Origin of the sequence: Streptomyces sp. NBC_00513, from assembly GCF_041431415.1 — a bacterium.
In the GTDB taxonomy this organism is placed as follows: Bacteria; Actinomycetota; Actinomycetes; order Streptomycetales; family Streptomycetaceae; genus Streptomyces.
In genome coordinates, this window is record NZ_CP107845.1 from 1921410 (window position 1) to 1940715 (window position 19306).

Annotated in this window: 14 protein-coding genes; 6 read left to right on the forward strand and 8 right to left on the reverse strand. The window is 69.7% G+C overall.

All coding sequences use genetic code 11. From position 1 onward, the window contains the following. Positions 1 to 70: 70 nt before the first annotated feature. From OHA84_RS09155 to metH, 4 genes are all read right to left on the reverse strand, one after another. On the reverse strand, positions 71 to 1648 hold the full coding sequence (locus tag OHA84_RS09155) for an ABC transporter substrate-binding protein (RefSeq protein WP_053678848.1): 1578 nt from the start codon (positions 1646 to 1648) through the stop codon (positions 71 to 73). A 74-nt stretch (positions 1649 to 1722) separates the two neighbouring features. Continuing rightward, the gene (locus tag OHA84_RS09160; RefSeq protein ID WP_053678767.1) at positions 1723 to 3327 is read right to left on the reverse strand and encodes an ABC transporter substrate-binding protein; all 1605 of its coding nucleotides are present in this window, start codon (positions 3325 to 3327) and stop codon (positions 1723 to 1725) included. A 481-nt stretch (positions 3328 to 3808) separates the two neighbouring features. Beyond that, a complete protein-coding gene (locus OHA84_RS09165) occupies positions 3809 to 4510 on the reverse strand; it encodes an HAD family phosphatase (protein ID WP_053678850.1) in 702 nt (233 codons plus the stop codon). Positions 4511 to 4621: 111 nt separating this feature from the next. Next, entirely contained in the window at positions 4622 to 8134 is a 3513-nt protein-coding gene (metH, locus tag OHA84_RS09170; protein WP_266972268.1) for a methionine synthase, read from the reverse strand. 252 nt (positions 8135 to 8386) lie between these two features. Between metH and OHA84_RS09175 the strand changes: the two genes are divergently transcribed. The 5 genes from OHA84_RS09175 to OHA84_RS09195 all read left to right on the forward strand — a co-directional run bounded on the left by OHA84_RS09175 (position 8387) and on the right by OHA84_RS09195 (position 14636). Further along, a complete protein-coding gene (locus tag OHA84_RS09175) occupies positions 8387 to 9154 on the forward strand; it encodes an IclR family transcriptional regulator (protein WP_053678771.1) in 768 nt (255 codons plus the stop codon). 314 nt (positions 9155 to 9468) lie between these two features. After that, positions 9469 to 10251 carry an MIP/aquaporin family protein gene (locus OHA84_RS09180; protein WP_053678773.1) on the forward strand — a complete coding sequence of 261 codons (783 nt, stop codon included), beginning with the start codon at positions 9469 to 9471 and terminating at the stop codon, positions 10249 to 10251. 77 nt (positions 10252 to 10328) lie between these two features. Beyond that, positions 10329 to 11855, forward strand: a complete 1527-nt coding sequence (glpK, locus tag OHA84_RS09185; protein WP_266972266.1) for a glycerol kinase GlpK — start codon at positions 10329 to 10331, stop codon at positions 11853 to 11855. Between the two features lie 44 nt (positions 11856 to 11899). Next, positions 11900 to 13507, forward strand: a complete 1608-nt coding sequence (locus OHA84_RS09190) for a glycerol-3-phosphate dehydrogenase/oxidase (RefSeq protein WP_053678777.1) — start codon at positions 11900 to 11902, stop codon at positions 13505 to 13507. 127 nt (positions 13508 to 13634) lie between these two features. Beyond that, a complete protein-coding gene (locus OHA84_RS09195; protein WP_053678779.1) occupies positions 13635 to 14636 on the forward strand; it encodes a PAC2 family protein in 1002 nt (333 codons plus the stop codon). A gap of 97 nt (positions 14637 to 14733) precedes the next feature. Here OHA84_RS09195 and mshC read toward each other — a convergent pair whose 3' ends face one another. The 4 genes from mshC to OHA84_RS09215 form a co-directional block, all read right to left on the reverse strand. Then, complete coding sequence (gene mshC, locus OHA84_RS09200; RefSeq protein WP_266951228.1) at positions 14734 to 15963, reverse strand: cysteine--1-D-myo-inosityl 2-amino-2-deoxy-alpha-D-glucopyranoside ligase; 1230 nt, start codon at positions 15961 to 15963, stop codon at positions 14734 to 14736. 109 nt (positions 15964 to 16072) lie between these two features. After that, positions 16073 to 16867, reverse strand: coding sequence for an SCO1664 family protein (locus OHA84_RS09205; RefSeq protein WP_266972263.1), 795 nt, complete (start codon positions 16865 to 16867; stop codon positions 16073 to 16075). A gap of 5 nt (positions 16868 to 16872) precedes the next feature. Further along, entirely contained in the window at positions 16873 to 17463 is a 591-nt protein-coding gene (locus OHA84_RS09210) for a DUF3090 domain-containing protein (protein ID WP_266951224.1), read from the reverse strand. An 83-nt stretch (positions 17464 to 17546) separates the two neighbouring features. Beyond that, positions 17547 to 18254 (reverse strand): histidine phosphatase family protein, encoded by a 708-nt coding sequence (locus OHA84_RS09215; RefSeq protein ID WP_053678787.1) that lies wholly within the window; start codon positions 18252 to 18254, stop codon positions 17547 to 17549. Positions 18255 to 18308: 54 nt separating this feature from the next. On the opposite strand from OHA84_RS09215, the gene corA reads away from it, so the two are divergent. Next, entirely contained in the window at positions 18309 to 19301 is a 993-nt protein-coding gene (corA, locus tag OHA84_RS09220) for a magnesium/cobalt transporter CorA (RefSeq protein ID WP_053678789.1), read from the forward strand. The last annotated feature ends 5 nt before the right edge of the window (positions 19302 to 19306 follow it).

The following is a 19306-nucleotide window of genomic DNA, read 5'->3' on the forward strand; positions in this document are numbered from 1 at the left end:
GGACGCGCGACGGCCCCCCGCCCGTGAGGGTGGGGGGCCGTCGTGTGTCCGGGGTGTGCCGGAGTGGGGTCTAGCCCTTGGCGATCTCCCAGAAGCGGAAGACGGTCGAGGCGTCGAGGGACCACTGGAGGCCGGTCACGTTGGGGCGGGTGACGGCGTACTGCTTGCTCTGCCAGAGCGGGAGGATCGGGACCTCGTCGGCGACGATGTCCTGGAGGCGGGTGAAGTCGGTGTTGGCCGCGGTGCGGTCGGACTTCGCGGAGGTCGACGGGATGATGGTCCCGTTGATCTCCTTGTTGTCGTAGTTGTTGCGCAGGACGTTGTCCGGGCCGAAGAAGGGCTGCGTGAAGTTGTCGGCGTCCGGGTAGTCGGGCACCCAGCCCTTCACGTAGACGCCGTACTTGCCGGCCTGGATGTCCTTGTCGTACTGCTCGAACTCGACGGACTTGACGTCGGCGTCGAACAGGCCGCTGTCGTTGAGCTGCTTGGCGATCAGCTGGAATTCCTGGTCGGTGGACGGGCCGAACCGGGAGGGCGTCGAGTACAGGGTGATCTTCACCTTGTCCTTGATGTTGGCCGCGCGCAGGACGGCCTTCGCCTTGTCGACCTGGGGGCTGCCGCCGTAGCGGTCGAAGAACGGGGTGGTGTGGGATCCGATGCCGGCCGGGACGATCGAGTACAGCGGGACGGCGGTCCCGTTGTAGACCTCCTTGACGAGCGCTTCGCGGTCGACGAGGTAGGCGATGGCCTTGCGGATGGGGAGCTTGCCGGCGACGGGGTCGTTCATGTTGAAGACGAGGTGCTCGACCTCGGCTCCGGTGCCCTGGACGACCTCGACCTTCTGGTTGCCGGTGTTGCCGGCGAGGCCCGCGATGTCCTTGGCGGCGAGGCCGCGGAAGGCGAAGTCGACGTCGCCGCTTTCGAGGACCTTCTTGAGGGCGGCCTGGTCCTCGTTGAAGAACTTCATGGTGACGCCGGTGTTCTTCGGCTTGGCCTTGCCGCTGTAGGACTCGTTGACGGAGAAGTTGGCTGCCTTCTCGTTGATGGAGTCCAGTTTGTAGACGCCGGAGCCGAAGGCCTTGCCGTCGGTGCGGAGCTTGTCGGCGGGGTATTCGGTGTGGTCGACGATGGAGCCCGCGCCGGCCGCGATCTTGCTGGGGAAGGTCGCGTCGGGGGTCTTCAGGCGGAAGACGACGGTGCGCTCGTCGGGGGCGTCGATGCCGGCGATCGACGCGAGCATGACGGCCGGGCCGTTCTCGTCGTTGATCCTCAGGGTGCGCTCGAAGGAGTACTTGACGTCCTGGGAGGTCAGCTTGTTGCCGTTGCTGAACTTCAGGCCGGCGCGCAGGACGCACTTGTAGACCTTGCTGTCGCTGCCCTGGAAGTCGCAGTTCTGCGCGGCGTCGGGCTCCGGGGTCGTGCCGCCCTTGGGGAAGGTCAGCAGCGACTGGAAGACGTTGTTGAAGAGCAGCCAGGAGCCCGGGTCGTAGCCCGAGGCGGGGTCGGTGGCCTTGACCTTGTCGGATATGCCCATGACCACGCCCTTGCCGTCTCCGGCGGCGGATCCATCCTGCGCACCGCAACCGCTGAGCAGCGCGGCGGCGGTGGCGGCGCCGAGCGGGGCTGCCAGCCACTGGTTACGTCTCATCACGCGAACGTCCTTCACAGTCGAACTGTTTCGTTGCGCCGGCCTGCGACTCCCGCTGCCGGTTCCTGACTTGCTCAGCCGCTGACGCCCCGGCCGAGTTCCCACAGCTGGAGGTCGGAGATGGCGTTGACGGACCACTCCACTCCGGTGATGCCGTCGCGTGCGGCGACGTACTGCTTGCCCTGCCACAGGGGCAGGACGGGTACGTCCTCGGCGACGATTTCCTGCATCTCCGTGATCGCGGGGGCGGCGACGTTGCGGTCGGCGGCCCGTCGGGACTCGGGGATGAGACGGGTGCGTACGGCGGCGTTGGCGTACGGCGTGCCCAGGAAGTTGTCCTGCTCCAGGAACGGGGCGAGGAAGTTGTCGGCGTCGGGGTAGTCGGGGAACCAGCCGAGCCCGTAGGCGGCGTAGTCGCCCTTCTTCTGCGCGGGCCGGAAGTCGTTCCACTCGTTGCCCTGGACGGTGATGTCGAACAGTCGCGTGGAGTTGAGCTGGGTCTTGAGGGTCTCGAACTCGGCGGCCGTGCCGTCGCCGTAGTGGTCGGCGGTGTAGTTCAGGGTGAGCTTGACGGGGGTCTTGATGCCGGCGGCCTTCAGGATGTCGGCGGCCTTGGCGGTGTTGGCCTCGCCGTACTTGTTGAAGAACGAGTTGACGTGGCCGGTGACGGTGGTGGGGACCAGGGAGTACAGGGGCTGCGCTGCCTTGCCGTAGACCTTGGAGATGAGCTGGTTGCGGTCGACGGCGGCGGCGAGGGCCTGGCGTACGGCCTTGTCCTTGACGACCGGGGCCTCGGTGTTGAACCCGAGGTAGCGGATCTCCAGGCCGGGCATCGGGACGAGCTTGACGCCCTTGGGGGGCTTGGCGGAGAGCTCGGTGATCTGGGTGGGCGACAGGGTGCGGGAGACCATGTGGATGGCTCCGTCGGTGAGGGCCTGGCCCATGCTCTCGGAGTCGGCGAAGGTGCGCAGTTCGACCTTGTCGTTGCGGAGCTTGATGTCGCCCTGGTAGTTCGGGTTCTTGGTGAAGACGGCGCGGACGAGGTGGTCGTCCTTGACTTCGGCCTTCATGGTGTACGGGCCGGAGCCGTCGACGGCGAAGCCGGTGCGGAGCTTCTTGGCGTCGTAGTTCTTGGCGCTGACGATGCCCGCGGCGGGGGTGGAGAGCTTGTACGGGAAGGTCGCGTCGGCGGTCTTCAGGTGGAAGACGACGGTGTCGTCGCCCTTGGCCTCGACGGTGTCGAGGGTGGAGAGCAGCGAGGAGGGGCCGTTCTCGTCCTTGATCGCGAGGACGCGGTCGATGGAGAACTTGACGTCCTGGGCGGTGAGGGGGTCGCCGCTCGCGAACTTCAGTCCGGGGCGCAGGGTGCAGCGGTAGCTCTCGTTGCCGGTGTCGGTGAAGCGGCAGTCGGAGGCCGCTTCGGGGACGGGCTGTCCGCCGCCGCGCGGGGTGTGCATCAGCGTCTGGACGGTCTGGCGCAGTACGTTCCAGGCGCCGGCGTCGTAGGCGTAGGCGGGGTCGAAGGGGGCGGGGGCGTAGTCGGCGGCCTCGAACCGGTCGGTGGTTCCGACGACGATCGCTCCGGTTCCTGCTCCTCCGCCGCTGGCGCTGCCGCATGCGGACAGCGCGGGGGCGAGCAGGCCTGCGGCGGCCGTCAGCACCATGGTCTTGCGGTTCATGCTGGAAGTACTCCCTCGACCCGGCACTTGTTCGAAGCGGCGTGAAAGGCTCTTCGCGACGGTCGCCCGTTCAGGGCGGAACGATCGGGCCGGTGGTGTGACGATCGGTCCACGCGGTATCGGCACAGGGGTGTGTGTCCGGTACGGCTGAGGTGCGGCGCGGTGCCCGGATCGACATTAGTGGCCTGGGGCGGGATGGCTGGAACTGGCAGGAGTTGGGGCGTAATCGGACGGTGATCGGTGCGGACTGACCGCATCTGCCGGAGTCTCCGCAGATGCGGTCAGGAGCTGATCAATCCGGACACAAAGGAAGCCCCCGGAGGGCCCGTGGGGGCTTCTCGGGGGCTTCGCTGGTGACCAACGTCACCCGCATCAACTACGCCAGGGGGGATGGAATTTCGGCCTCCGGTCCGGGAGGCGAGAGATCCTCTTGTGGGACCTGCGTCACACCCGCGTTCTGTTCGGTACGCAGCGTATGCGATCAGTTCATCGGAGTGATGAGGGACCGCAGGAACGGAAGGTCGACTTCCTCCAGGGAGCGGACGATCGTGCGGCCGGGAGCCGGCGCGATCACCCCGACGGAGGGGATCGCCACGACCCGGCAGCCGGCGGCCTCGGCGGCGGCGACACCCGTGGCGGTGTCCTCGATGACCGCGCAGCGCGAGGGGTGCGCGCCCAGGGATCGGGCGGCGAACAGGTACGGGTCGGGGTGCGGCTTGGTGCGGGGCACCTCGTCACCGGCGACCGTCATCGTGAAGCGGTCCCGGCCCAGGGTGCGCAGCACCTGGTCGATGACCCGGCGGTGGGAGGCGGACACGAGGGCGGTGGGCACGTTGTGTCGGGCCAGCTCGGCCAACAGCCGCTCGGCTCCGGGCATCATGGGCACCTGGTCGGCGATCCGGGCCTCGAAGCGCTCGTTGAGCAGGACGCTCAGCTCGGCGATGCCGATGGCCGCGCCGGTGGACTCGATGAGGAAGGCCGCGCTGCGGCTCATGGGGCCGCCGACGACGATGTCGCGCCACGAGTCCTCCAGCAGGTGGCCGAGCTCGCGGAAGATCTCCGCCTCGATCTCCCACCAGAAGCCCTCGGTGTCGACCAGCGTGCCGTCCATGTCGAGCAGCACCGCCTGGAGGGCCGAGTCGTCGGCCGTACGGGCGACGGGGGCGGGGACGGTACTCGTCATGCGCACACCTCTCTGAAGGGACGACAAGGCCGGCCACCTCTCTCCTCGGGGCGTACCCCGGGGAGCAGGCGACCGGCCTGTATGGGACCGACAAGTGTACGTCGATCCGCGTCAGCGTGCGTTGAAATACTTCGCTTCGGGGTGGTGAATCACGATCGCGTCGGTGGATTGCTCCGGGTGGAGCTGGAACTCCTCGGAGAGGTGGACGCCGATGCGCTCGGGCCGCAGGAGGTCGGCGATCTTGGCGCGGTCCTCCAGGTCGGGGCAGGCTCCGTAGCCCAGCGAGAAGCGGGCGCCCCGGTACTTGAGGTCGAACATGTCCTCGACCTTCGCCGGGTCCTCGCCGCCGAAGCCGAGCTCGGCGCGGACGCGGGCGTGCCAGTACTCGGCCATGGCCTCGGCGAGCTGGACGGAGAGTCCGTGCAGCTCCAGGTACTCCCGGTAGGAGTCGGACTCGAACAGCTTGGCGGTGGCCTCGCCGATCCTCGACCCGACGGTGACCACCTGGAGGCCGACGACGTCGGTCTCCCCGGACTCCTCCGGGCGGAAGAAGTCCGCGAGGCACAGGCGGCGGCCGCGGCGCTGGCGCGGGAAGGTGAAGCGGGTCCGCTCGTTGCCCTGCTCGTCGAGGATGATCAGGTCCTCGCCCTTGGAGACGCAGGGAAAGTAGCCGTAGACGACGGCGGCTTCCAGCAGGTTCTCGGTGTGCAGCTTGTCGAGGAGGCCGCGCAGCCGCGGCCGGCCCTCGGACTCCACCAGTTCCTCGTACGTCGCCCCGCCGGCGCGGGCCTGCTTGAGGCCCCACTGGCCCTTGAACAGGGCGCCCTCGTCCAGCCAGGAGGCGTAGTCCTTGAGCGGGATGCCCTTGACCACGCGGGTGCCCCAGAACGGCGGGGTGGGGATCGGGTTGTCGGTGGAGGTGTCGGAACGGCCGCCCGGCTCCTCGGACTCGTCCTGCTCGGGCAGGGGCGCGGTGCGCTTGGCGACCCGGCGCTGCTTGAGTTCGGGCAGGGTGGCTCCGGGGACGCCGCGCTTGACGGCGATGAGGGCGTCCATGAGGCGCAGTCCCTCGAAGGCGTCGCGGGCGTAGCGGACCTCGCCCTCGTAGATCTCGTGGAGGTCCTGCTCGACGTAGGCGCGGGTGAGGGCGGCGCCGCCGAGGATCACCGGGTAGTCGGCCGCCAGCTTGCGCTGGTTGAGCTCCTCCAGGTTCTCCTTCATGATCACGGTCGACTTCACGAGGAGGCCGGACATGCCGATGACGTCGGCCTTGTGTTCCTGTGCGGCTTCGAGGATCGCGGAGACCGGCTGCTTGATGCCGATGTTCACGACGTTGTAGCCGTTGTTGGACAGGATGATGTCCACGAGGTTCTTGCCGATGTCGTGGACGTCGCCGCGGACGGTGGCGAGCACGATGGTGCCCTTGCCCTCGGCGTCGGTCTTCTCCATGTGCGGTTCCAGGAAGGCCACCGCGGTCTTCATGACCTCCGCCGACTGGAGGACGAACGGCAGCTGCATCTGGCCGGAGCCGAAGAGCTCGCCGACGACCTTCATGCCCTCCAGGAGGGTGTCGTTGACGATGTCCAGGGCCGGGCGGGTCCGGAGCGCCTCGTCGAGGTCGGCTTCCAGGCCGTTCTTCTCGCCGTCGATGATGCGGCGCTGGAGCCGCTCGTCGAGCGGGAGCGCCATGAGTTCCTCGGCGCGGCCGGCCTTGAGGGACTTGGTGTTGACGCCCTCGAACAGTGCCATCAGCTTCTGCAGCGGGTCGTAGCCCTCGGCGCGCCGGTCGTAGATCAGGTCGAGGGCGGTGCCGACCTGCTCGTCGTCGAACCGGGCGATGGGCAGGATCTTGCTGGCGTGGACGATCGCGGAGTCCAGGCCGGCCTTGACGCACTCGTCGAGGAAGACGGAGTTGAGCAGGACGCGGGCGGCCGGGTTGAGGCCGAAGGAGATGTTCGACAGGCCCAGCGTGGTCTGCACGTCCGGGTGACGGCGCTTCAGTTCGCGGATCGCCTCGATGGTGGCGATGCCGTCCTTGCGGGACTCCTCCTGGCCGGTGCAGATGGTGAAGGTGAGGGTGTCGATGAGGATGTCCGACTCGTGGATCCCCCAGTTGCCCGTGAGGTCCGCGATGAGCCGCTGCGCGATGGCGACCTTGTGTTCGACGGTGCGGGCCTGGCCCTCCTCGTCGATGGTCAGCGCGATCAGCGCGGCGCCGTGCTCCCGGGCGAGGGCGGTGACCTTCGCGAAGCGGGACTCCGGTCCGTCGCCGTCCTCGTAGTTGACCGAGTTGATGACGGCGCGGCCGCCGAGCTTCTCCAGGCCGGCCTGGATGACGGGGACCTCGGTGGAGTCCAGCACGATCGGCAGCGTGGAGGCGGTGGCGAAGCGGCCGGCCAGTTCCTTCATGTCGGCGACGCCGTCACGGCCCACGTAGTCGATGCACAGGTCCAGCATGTGCGCGCCTTCGCGGATCTGATCGCGTGCCATCTCCACGCAGTCGTCCCAGCGCGCCTCCAGCATGGCGTCGCGGAACTTCTTCGAGCCGTTGGCGTTGGTGCGCTCCCCGATCGCCATGTACGAGGTGTCCTGGCGGAAGGGGACCGTCTGGTAGAGCGAGGAGGCGCCGGCCTCGGGCCGCGGCTCGCGGGCGACGGGGCTGAGGGCGTGGACCCGCTCGACGACCTGGCGCAGGTGCTCGGGGGTGGTGCCGCAGCAGCCGCCGACGAGGGAGAGCCCGTACTCGCGGACGAAGGTCTCCTGGGCGTCGGCCAGCTCGCTCGCGGAGAGCGGGTAGTGCGCCCCGTTCTTGCCCAGGACGGGCAGGCCGGCGTTGGGCATGCAGGAGAGGGGGATGCGGGAGTTGCGCGCGAGGTAGCGCAGGTGCTCGCTCATCTCGGCGGGGCCGGTGGCGCAGTTCAGGCCGATCATGTCGATGCCCAGGGGCTCCAGCGCGGTGAGCGCGGCGCCGATCTCCGAGCCGAGCAGCATCGTGCCGGTGGTCTCCACGGTCACGGAACAGATCAGCGGCACGGACACGCCGAGGGCCTCCATGGCGCGGCGGGCGCCGATGACGGAGGACTTGGTCTGGAGGAGGTCCTGGGTGGTCTCGACGAGGAGGGCGTCGGCGCCGCCGGCGATCAGGCCCTCGGCGTTGATCTGGTAGGCGTCGCGGATCGTCGCGTAGTCGATGTGGCCCAGCGTGGGCAGCTTGGTGCCGGGGCCCATGGAGCCCAGGACCCAGCGCTGGCGTCCCGTGGAGGCGGTGAACTCGTCGGCGACCTCGCGGGCGATGCGGGCGCCGGATTCGGACAGCTCGTGGTTGCGATCGGCGATGTCGTACTCGGCGAGGGCGGCGAAGTTCGCGCCGAAGGTGTTCGTCTCGACGCAGTCCACGCCGACGGCGAAGTACTCCTGGTGCACGTTGCGCACGATGTCGGGGCGCGTGACGTTCAGGACCTCGTTGCAGCCTTCGAGCTGCTGGAAGTCCTCCAGGGAGGGGTCTTGTGCCTGGAGCATCGTTCCCATGGCTCCGTCGGCGACGACCACGCGGGTGGCGAGCGCCTCCCGAAGGGCGTCGGCCCGGGTCTGGGTGTCTGCGGGCGGGTTCGGCAACGAGGCCATGGATGTGCTCCCTGGGATGCGACGGCTGTCGGCTTTGCACCCCCTCTGTGTCAAGGGTGCACGCGGTCAGGGTAACCGCGTGGTGGCGACCCCGGTGGGCCCGTCCCACGTGGCGGACTGCATTCTGTGCGCGGGGGTCTGGCCGGGCTGTCCGGATCGATGCTGTCCTGAAGATTCCCCCGGCCATGCGCGAGGTCGGCATCGACCGATACTGTTCAGCATTGTCGAACTACGTCAGCAGGAGGCTGCGCGATGGCACGGAACATCCAGTCGCTCGAACGAGCCGCTGCGATGCTGCGGCTCCTGGCGGGCGGCGAGCGCCGGCTGGGACTGTCGGACGTGGCGACCTCCCTTGGCCTCGCCAAGGGGACCGCGCACGGGATCCTGCGCACCCTGCAGGCCGAGGGCTTCGTGGAGCAGGACCCCGCCTCGGGCCGCTACCAGCTGGGCGCCGAGCTGCTCCGTCTGGGGAACAGCTATCTGGACGTGCACGAGCTGCGCGCCCGCGCCCTGGTCTGGACGGACGACCTGGCCCGGGCCAGCGGCGAGAGCGTGTACGTGGGCGTGCTCCACAAGAGCGGGGTGCTGATCATGCACCACGTGTTCCGGCCGGACGACAGCCGTCAAGTGCTGGAGGTGGGGGCCATGCAGCCGCTGCACTCCACGGCCCTGGGCAAGGTGCTGTCCGCGTACGACCCGGTGGCGCACACGCAGGTCGTGGAGGTCGAGCGGGAGGCGTTCACGCCCCGCACCGTCACGGACGGCGCCGGATTCGAGGAGATCCTGGACCTGACGCGGGCCCGCGGCTGGGCCTCGGACGTCGAGGAGACCTGGGAGGGTCTCGCCTCGGTGGCGGCGCCGATCCACGACCGGCGCAGGATGCCGGTGGGCGCGGTGGCGGTCGTGGGTGCCGTGGAGCGGGTCTGCGCGGAGTCCGGCGAGCCCCTCGCGACGCTGGTCGCGTCGGTCCGGGACTGCGCGAGGTCGGTTTCGCGCGACCTTGGCGCGGGCCGGTTCTGACCTTGCATTGATCGCATCCGGAGGCGCTTTCTCCGCTATCCGGATGCCTTGCGCCATTTTTCGATCATCAGATGGCTGAATTTGGTCGATCGCACCGACTGGTAACGATCCGACTCTTGACCTGGTCAACCCTTGACGCCTTCTTCACCCGGGCGGAAAACTGCCGTTCATCGGTCGGCATTGTCGAACACCTACCGGCAATACGCGTTAGGGTGTGACAAGGCCAAGGACCGGTGCAGCACTCACCGAGTGCGTGGACCACCGGAGGGACCCGGTGTCCACGTACCCCTGGACGTAAGACAAAGGAGTCGCGGGTGTCCAGCTCCGACATCTTCATCGGCGAGACCATCGGTACCGCCCTGCTCACACTGCTCGGTGGCGGCGTCTGCGCCGCCGTCACGCTGAAGAGCTCCAAGGCCCGCAACGCGGGTTGGCTCGCCATCACGTTCGGCTGGGGTTTCGCCGTACTGATCGCCGCCTACGTCTCCGCGCCCCTCTCCGGCGCCCACCTCAACCCGGCGGTCACCGTCGGCCTCGCGATCAAGGACGGCGACTGGGGCAACGTCCCGGTGTACTTCGCCGGCCAGCTCCTGGGCGCGATGCTCGGCGCGGTGCTGATGTGGGTCACGTACTACGGCCAGTTCCGTGTGCACCTGGCGGACCCGGAGCACATCCGGGACGCGAAGCTCGGCCCGGAGGACCCGCACCCGCACGACGTGGCGGGCCCGGTCCTCGGGATCTTCTCCACCGGTCCGGAGATCCGCAACACCGTCCAGAACCTGGCGACCGAGATAATCGGCACCGCCGTCCTGGTCCTGGCCATCCTGACCCAGGGTCTCCAGGACGACGGCAAGGGCCTCGGCGTCATCGGCGTCCTGATCACCTCGTTCGTGGTCGTCGGCATCGGCCTCTCGCTCGGCGGTCCGACCGGCTACGCCATCAACCCGGTGCGCGACCTCGGCCCGCGCATCGTCCACGCCCTGCTGCCGCTTCCCAACAAGGGCGGCTCCGACTGGGCATACTCCTGGATCCCGGTCGTCGGCCCGCTCGTCGGTGCCGCCGCCGCCGGTGGTCTGTACAACATCGCGTTCGCCTGATCAGCACCGGCACGTATCGCAAGATCCGCACCGCCCCCTGATTCCGCCAACCCAGAGACCTGCCAGGAGCACCCACCATGACCAGCAGCACCGGCCCCTTCATCGCCGCGATCGACCAGGGCACCACCTCCTCCCGCTGCATCGTGTTCGACCGCGACGGCCGCATCGTCGCCGTCGACCAGAAGGAGCACGAGCAGATCTTCCCGAAGCCGGGCTGGGTCGAGCACGACGCCGCCGAGATCTGGACCAACGTCCAGGAGGTCGTCGCCGGAGCCATCGCCAAGGCCGAGATCACCGCCGCGGACGTCAAGGCCGTCGGCATCACCAACCAGCGCGAGACCACCCTGCTGTGGGACAAGAACACCGGCGAGCCGGTGCACAACGCGCTGGTCTGGCAGGACACCCGCACCGACTCCCTGTGCAAGGAGCTCGGCCGCAACGTCGGCCAGGACCGCTTCCGCCGCGAGACGGGCCTCCCGCTCGCCTCGTACTTCGCCGGCCCCAAGGTCCGCTGGCTGCTCGACAACGTCGAGGGCCTGCGCGAGCGCGCCGAGGCCGGCGACATCCTCTTCGGCACCATGGACTCGTGGGTCATCTGGAACCTCACGGGCGGCACCCAGGGCGGCGTGCACGTCACCGACGTCACCAACGCCTCGCGCACCATGCTGATGAACCTGCACTCCCTGGAGTGGGACCCGAAGATCGCGGAGTCCATGGGGGTCCCGACCAACGTCCTCCCCGAGATCAAGTCCTCCGCCGAGGTCTACGGCCACGTCAAGGAGGGCGTCCTCGCCGGCGTCCCGGTCGCCTCGGCGCTCGGCGACCAGCAGGCCGCCCTGTTCGGGCAGACCTGTTTCGCCGAGGGCGAGGCCAAGTCCACCTACGGCACCGGCACGTTCATGCTGATGAACACCGGCGACCAGATCATCAACTCCTACAGCGGCCTGCTGACCACGGTCGGCTACCGGATCGGCGACCAGAAGCCGGTCTACGCGCTGGAGGGCTCCATCGCCGTCACCGGCTCGCTCGTCCAGTGGATGCGCGACCAGATGGGCCTGATCAAGTCCGCCGCGGAGATCGAGACCCTGGCCTCCTCCGTCGAGGACAACGGCGGCGCCTACTTCGTGCCCGCCTTCTCCGGCCTCTTCGCCCCGTACTGGCGCTCCGACGCCCGCGGCGTGATCGCCGGCCTCACCCGGTACGTCACCAAGGCGCACATCGCCCGTGCCGTCCTGGAGGCCACCGCCTGGCAGACCCGTGAGATCACCGACGCCATGACCAAGGACTCGGGCGTCGAGCTCGCCGCCCTCAAGGTCGACGGCGGCATGACCTCCAACAACCTGCTGATGCAGACGCTCTCGGACTTCCTGGACGCACCGGTGGTGCGCCCCATGGTCGCCGAGACCACCTGCCTCGGCGCCGCCTACGCCGCCGGCCTGGCCGTCGGCTTCTGGCCCGACACCGACGCCCTGCGCGCCAACTGGCGCCGCGCGGCGGAGTGGACCCCGCGGATGCCCGCCGAACAGCGGGACCGCGAGTACAAGAGCTGGCTCAAGGCCGTCGAGCGGTCCATGGGCTGGGTCGACGACGAAGACGCCAGCTGACCGCTCAGCCGGCGCAATCGACGAGTAAGTAGGAGTCAAGCGATATGAGCAGCCCGCAGAGCGTTCCCGCCCTGGGTACGCACCCGACCGCCGGTTCGAACCCGAGCCGCGCCGAGACCCGCGAGCAGTTGGCCAAGGCCACGTACGACCTGCTGGTCATCGGCGGTGGAATCCTGGGCACCTCGGTGGCCTGGCACGCCGCGCAGTCGGGTCTGCGGGTCGCCATGGTGGACGCCGGCGACTTCGCCGGCGCCACCTCCTCCGCCTCGTCCAAGCTGGTGCACGGCGGCCTGCGCTACCTGCAGACCGGTGCGGTCAAGCTGGTCGCCGAGAACCACCACGAGCGCCGGGTGCTGGCCAAGGACGTGGCCCCGCACCTGGTCAACCCGCTCACGTTCTACCTCCCGGTGTACAAGGGCGGCCCGGTCGGCGCCGCGAAGCTGGGCGCGGGCGTGTTCGCGTACTCGGCGCTCTCCGCGTTCGGTGACGGCATCGGCAAGGTCATATCCCCGGCCCGCGCCGTCGCCGACAACCCGGGTCTGAAGACGGACAACCTGAAGGCCGTCGCCGTCTACTACGACCACCAGATGAACGACTCCCGCGTGGCCGTCATGACGGTCCGCGCGGCCGTCGAGTCGGGCGCGGTCGTCCTGAACCACGCCGAGGTCACCGGTCTGCGCATGACGCGCGGCCGGGTCAGCGGCGCCGAGCTCAAGGACCGTCTCGACGGCACCGAGTTCGGGGTCGACGCGCGCGTCGTGCTCAACGCCACCGGCCCGTGGGTGGACCACCTGCGGCGCATGGAAGACAAGCACTCGATGCCGTCGATCCGCCTGTCCAAGGGCGCGCACATCGTGATGAAGCGCAAGTCGCCCTGGAAGGCCGCCATGGCCACCCCGATCGACAAGTACCGCATCACCTTCGCCCTGCCGTGGGAGGACCAGCTGCTGCTCGGCACCACCGACGAGGTGTACGAGGGCGACCCCGCGGACGTGCGCGCCACCGAGGCCGACATCCAGCAGATCCTCGACGAGGCGGCGTTCTCGGTGAAGGACGCGGACCTCGACCGCTCCCTGATGACGTACGCCTTCGCGGGCCTGCGGGTGCTGCCCGGCGGCCCCGGCGGGGTGGAGAAGGCCAAGCGGGAGACCGTGGTCTCCGAGGGCGCGGGCGGCATGCTGTCGGTGGCCGGCGGCAAGTGGACCACCTACCGGCACATCGGCCGTGTGGTGATGGACAAGCTGGCGAAGCTCCCGGGCAGCCCGCTGACCGAGGACATGGAGCCGCTGAAGTCGCTCGTGCGCCGGATCGCCCTGCCCGGTGTCGCCAACCCGAACGCGGTGGCGCACCGGCTGCTGGTGGACCGGGAGCCCGGGACGCGCATGGACCCGCTGACCGCCCGGCACCTGGCCTCGCACTACGGTTCGCTGGCCTTCGACATCGCGCGGCTGGCGAACGAGGACGCGGCGCTCGCCGAGCGCATCCACCCGGACGGGCCGGAGATCTGGGCGCAGGTCGCCTACGCCCGTGACAACGAGTGGGCCGAGACGGTCGACGACGTGCTGCGTCGCCGTACCACGGTGACGGTCCGCGGCCTGGACGACGACGCGGTGCGCGCCCGTGTCCAGGAGATGCTGGGCGACAAGGCTTAGCCTGCTCGGCAGGTGGGCAGAGGGGCGGTTCCGAGGGGAACCGCCCCTCTGTCGTGGGCTGTGGTTGGTGTCGTTTCAAGGCTTAGGCTGACCCACGTACGCAAGGGAACTTCGGAAGGAGACCTGGGTGATCGAGCTTGAGGGCGTGCCCGAGCTGATCGACCCGGTCATGGTGGCCGCGTTCGAGGGCTGGAACGACGCGGGTGACGCCGCCTCCGGTGCGGTGACGCACCTGGACCGGGAGTGGAAGGGCGAGGTCTTCGCGGCTCTGGACGCCGAGGATTACTACGACTTCCAGGTCAACCGGCCGACGGTCTGGCTGGACAACGGGGTACGGAAGATCACCTGGCCGACGACGCGTCTGTCGGTGGTCAGGATCGGCGGCGCCAAACCGCGCGACCTGGTGTTGGTGCGGGGCATCGAACCGTCCATGCGCTGGCGGTCGTTCTGCAACGAGATCCTCGGCTTCGCCCACGAGTTGGGCGTGGAGATGGTCGTCATCCTGGGGGCGCTGCTCGGGGACACACCGCACACCCGGCCGGTCCCGGTGAGCGGTGTGACGTCCGACGCCGACCTGGCGCGCACGATGGACCTGGAGGAGACCAAGTACGAGGGTCCGACCGGGATCGTGGGCGTGCTCCAGGAGGCCTGTACGCACGCGGGCGTGCCGGCGGTGTCGCTGTGGGCGGCGGTGCCGCACTACGTGTCGCAGCCGCCGAACCCGAAGGCGACGCTGGCGCTGCTGAACCGGCTGGAGGATCTGATCGACATTCGGATCCCGCTCGGCGAACTCCCCGAGGACGCGCGGGCCTGGCAGCTGGGCGTGGACCAACTGGCCGCCGAGGACAGCGAGGTGGCCGAGTACGTGCAGACGCTGGAGGAGGCGCGGGACACCGCGGACCTGCCGGAGGCCTCGGGGGACGCCATCGCCCGGGAGTTCGAGCGGTACCTGCGGCGCCGTGACCCGGCGGCCGATCCGGGCACGGCGGGCGACTCCGGCTCGTACTTCCGCGACCTCTCGGGCGGCGGTCGTCCGCAGCCGAAGCCGAGGCCCGGACCGGAGGAGTCGGCGGGCTCGCCCGAGGCACCCGACACACCGGACACGGACGAGGACACCCCCGAGGCCTGACCGGCCGGTCGCCGGGGGTGTGGTGAACGAGCGAAGCGCGCCCCGGCGGTACCGCCGGGGCGCGCTTCGTTGTCGGGGAGCGGTGCTCCCCCGCGTTCTACAGGGCCACGCCCAGCAGGGCGTCGACCGTACGGGAGACCAGGCCGGGGGCCGATTCGTCGTCGCCGGACGCGGCGATCTGGAGTTCGACCCAGCGGTCCACCGCGGCCAGCGCGGCGGGGGCGTCCAGGTCGTCGGCGAGGGCCTCGCGGACCTCCTCGACCAGGGTGTCGGCGGGGATGCCGTCGGGTCGTGACACGGCCGCACGCCAGCGTTCGAGGCGGGCGACCGCCTCGGCGAGGACCTCGTCCGTCCACTCCCAGTCGGCCCGGTAGTGGTGGGCCAGCAGCGCGAGTCGGATGGCGGCGGGGTCGACGCCGGCGCGGCGCAGCGCGGAGACGAAGACCAGGTTGCCCTTCGACTTCGACATCTTCTCGCCGCCCAGGGCGACCATGCCGGCGTGGACGTACGCCTTGGCCATCGGGAACTCGCCCGTCAGGGCCTGTGCGTGCGAGGCGCCCATCTCGTGGTGCGGGAAGGCCAGGTCGGAGCCGCCGCCCTGGATGTCGAAGCCCATGCCGAGGTGGTCGAGGGCGATGGCGACGCACTCGATGTGCCAGCCGGGTCGGCCGCGGCCCAGCGAGCCGCCGTCCCAGCTCGGCTCGCCCGGGCGGGCGGCCATCCACAGCATCGGGTCGAGCGGGTTCTTCTTGCCGGGGCGCTCGGGGTCGCCGCCGCGCTCGGCGGACAACAGCCGCATCGCCTCGGCGTCGAGGTGGGAGACCTGCCCGAAGTGGGGGTCGGACTCCACGGAGAAGTAGATGTCGCCGTCGAGCTCGTAGGCGGCGCCCGCCTCCCGGAGCCGTTCGACCAGCGGCACGATGCCGGGTATGGCCTCGACGGCGCCGATGTAGTGCCGGGGCGGCAGCATCCGCAGGGCGGTCATGTCCTCGCGGAAGAGGGCCGTCTCGCGTTCGGCGAGCTCGGTCCAGTCCTGGCCGTCCCGCAGCGCCCGCTCCAGCAGCGGGTCGTCCACGTCGGTGACGTTCTGGACGTAGTGAACCTGCCGCTTGTTGTCGAGCCACACGCGCTGGACGAGGTCGAACGCGTTGTAGGTCGCCGCGTGACCGATGTGGGTCGCGTCGTACGGGGTGATGCCGCAGACGTAGATACGGGCGACGGGACCGGGGTCGAGGGTGATCGTCCCTTGGGTCGCGGAGTCGTGGATCTGGAGGTCGCGGCCCTTGCCAGGAAGGGCGGGGACCTCAGAAGCGGGCCAGGCATGCATGCATCGAGACTAACCGGACTGGTGTTCCGGAAACGAACCGGACCTGCACTGTTGGCTTGATCGACACTCTTGCGATCTGGCCGGTTCCATGCATGTCGCGCCGGCCTGTTCAGACCGGCGGCCAGGGGATCGCGGGCCACTGCCCGGACGGCTTCGGATGGGTCCCCGTGCGCACCAGATGGGCCACACGGGCCCGTACGGCGTCCAACTCGACGGCGGTGATCAGTTCGGCCAGCCGGGTGGCGAGCGGGCCTCCGTCGGCCAGCTGATCGGCCAGGGAGGCCAGCGCGGACCGTGCCTCGTCCGTCAGCGACTCCCCCGCCCACCCCCACAGCAGGGTGCGCAGCTTGTCCTCCGTGTGGAAGGTCACTCCGTGGTCGATGCCGTAGAGCCGCCCGTCGGGGGCGGGCAGCAGGTGGCCGCCCTTGCGGTCGCCGTTGTTGATCACGGCGTCGAGGACGGAGAGCCGGCGCAGCCGGGGGTCGTCGGCGTGGACGAGCAGCGCGGTGCGGCCCTCGCCCACCTCGGCGAAGGCCACCGGCTTCCAGCCCTCCCCCGCCTCCTCGCCCTCGACGAGCGCGAGGAGCTCGGCCTCCGGTGGTTCCCCGGCGTCGATCCAGTGCTGGACCATGCCCTCGCCGTAAGGGCCGTCACGCAGCACGGTCGTCGGCACGAGTCCCCAACCGGTGGCCTCGGAGACCAGGTAGGCGGCGCGCTCGCGTTGGGCGAGGTTGCCGTCGGGGAAGTCCCACAGCGGCCGTTCGCCCTTGATCGGCTTGTAGACGCAGTCGACGCTCTCGCCCTCGTGCGTCATCGTGCAGTACAGGACGGCGTTGGAGGCCTCGGCGATGCGGGCGCGGACGGTCAGCTCACCTCGGGTGAGCAGCTCCTCGATCGGGGTCACGGGGCTCACGCCTGGCGCCGGTAGCCGTTCTGGCGCGGACACACGTGCCCTTCGGGGTCGAGCGGCAGGCTGCACAGCGGGCACGGCGGGCGGCCCGCGTTGACGACGTCCAGGGCGCGTTTGGCGAAGGCCCGCGCCTGGCTGCCGGAAAGGCGGACGCGGAGCATCGGGGGCCCGTTCTCCTCGTCCTGGAGCAGGCGCTCCTCCGCCTCGGCGAGATCCTCTTCCGAGTCCGCGTCGAGTTCGACGAGTGCCTGGGCCTCGACGATCATGCGCTGCTCCTCGCCGTCCCAGGCGAGGGCCATGGTCCCGACGCGGAACTCCTCCTCGACGGGGACGTCGAGCGGTGCGGTGTCGGGCGACTCGGTGGAGGCGACGGCGGGGACGGGGGCGTTGCCGCCGGTGCGCCGCACGACCTCGTCCAGCAGTTCGTCCATCCGCTCGGCCAGGGCCGCGACCTGCGTCTTCTCCAGGGACACGCTCGTGACCCGGGGGCCCGAGGAGGCCTGGAGGAAGAACGTACGACGTCCAGGCAGACCGACCGTGCCGGCCACGAAGCGGTCCGGCGGGTCGTAAAGGAAAACCTGACGGGGCACGTCCAGTCTCCAAGTTTCGGCGGCGGGGGGAGGGGCGGTGCTGTGCGGTTGTGTTGGCCCGTCCACCCTACTGCGCCGTTCGATCAGGCCGCGCCCGCACCGCCCCCCACGACGGCGTTCCCGTCGGCTTCGGGATCCTGCGGGGTTTCGGCGGACGCGCGCGGGATCAGTGACCCGAAGTCGCCGGTGTCGCCGAGCCGGAACACGAAGGGTCGGGTCGTGGTGTAGCGGATCGCGGTGACCGAGCAGGGGTCGACGTGGATCCGCTGGAAGAGGTCGAGGTGCATGCCGAGGGCGTCCGCCACAAGGGACTTGATGATGTCGCCGTGCGAGCACATGAGGAAGACGGCGTCGCCGCCGTGCTCTTCCTCGATCCGCGCGTCCCATTCGCGCACGGCGTCCACGGCGCGGGCCTGCATGGCCCGCATGGACTCGCCGCCGGGGAAGGACGCCGCCGAGGGGTGCTGCTGGACGATCTTCATCAGGGGTTCGTCGGCGAGTTCGGAGAGCTTGCGGCCGGACCAGTCGCCGTAGTGGCACTCGCCGATCCGGTCGTCGGTGTGCTCGGTCAGCTCGGGCCGGGCGGCGAGCAGCGGGGCCAGCGTTTCCCGGCAGCGCTGGAGCGGGCTGCTGACGACGGCCGCGAGGGGCACGCCCGCGAGTCGCCCGGGCAGCGCGGCGGCCTGTTCGGCGCCGCGTTCGTCGAGGGCCACTCCCGGGGTCCATCCGGCGAGCAAGCCTGCGGTGTTGGCGGTGGACCGCCCGTGTCGTACGAGGATCAGCGTGGCCATGCGCCCAGCCTAAGCGGTGCCGCCTGTGTGCGGGCGGGCTGGGCGCAGGGAAGAATGCCCCGGGTGATTGTCGACTGCGCGATGTACCGGGACGGCCGCCGTTCCCAGGCCCCGAAGGACTTCTCGGACGCCCTGGACGAGGCCCGGGCCGGCGGCGACGCCTTCGTCTGGGTCGGCATGCACGAGCCGACGGAGAAGGAATTCGAGCACGTCAGCCAGGAGTTCGGCCTGCATCCCCTGGCGGTGGAGGACGCGCTGGGGGCGCACCAGCGGCCGAAGCTGGAGGTGTACGACGACTCGCTCTTCGTGGTCCTGAAGCCGGTGATGTACGACGAGGCGACGGACACCGTGACCACCGGCGAGTTGATGGTCTTCATCGGTGACTCGTTCGTGGTCACCGTCCGGCACGGCGAGGGCGCCGCGCTGGCCGCCGTCCGACACCGGCTGGAGCACGAGCCGGACGTGCTCAAGCACGGGCCGACGGCCGTGTTGTACGCGGTGTCCGACGCCGTGGTGGACCATTACATCGAGGTGGCGGCCGAGCTCCAGTCCGACCTGGAGGAGCTGGAGGCCGAGGTGTTCGCGCCGAACGTGACGGACACGAAGAACACCGCCGCCCGGATCTACGGCTTCAAGCGGCAGGTGCTGGAGTTCCGTCGGGCGACGAGTCCGCTGCTCCAGCCGATGGACCGCCTCGCCTTCGGCAGCGTGCCGTTCGTGCACGACCACGCCCAGCCCTTCTTCCGTGACGTCGCCGACCACCTGACGAAGGCGAACGAGTACATCGAGGGCCTGGACCGGCTGCTGTCGGACGCGCTGGCGGCGCATCTGGCGCAGATGGGTGTCCGACAGAACGACGACATGCGCAAGATCTCCGCCTGGGCGGCGATGGCGGCCGTCCCGACGATGGTCGCGGGGGTCTACGGCATGAACTTCGACCACATGTGGGAACTCCACCAGCGCTGGGGCTATCCGGTACTGCTGGTGATCATGACGGTGCTGTGTCTGGGCCTGCACCGGATGTTCAAGCGCCGCGGCTGGCTGTAGGCCGT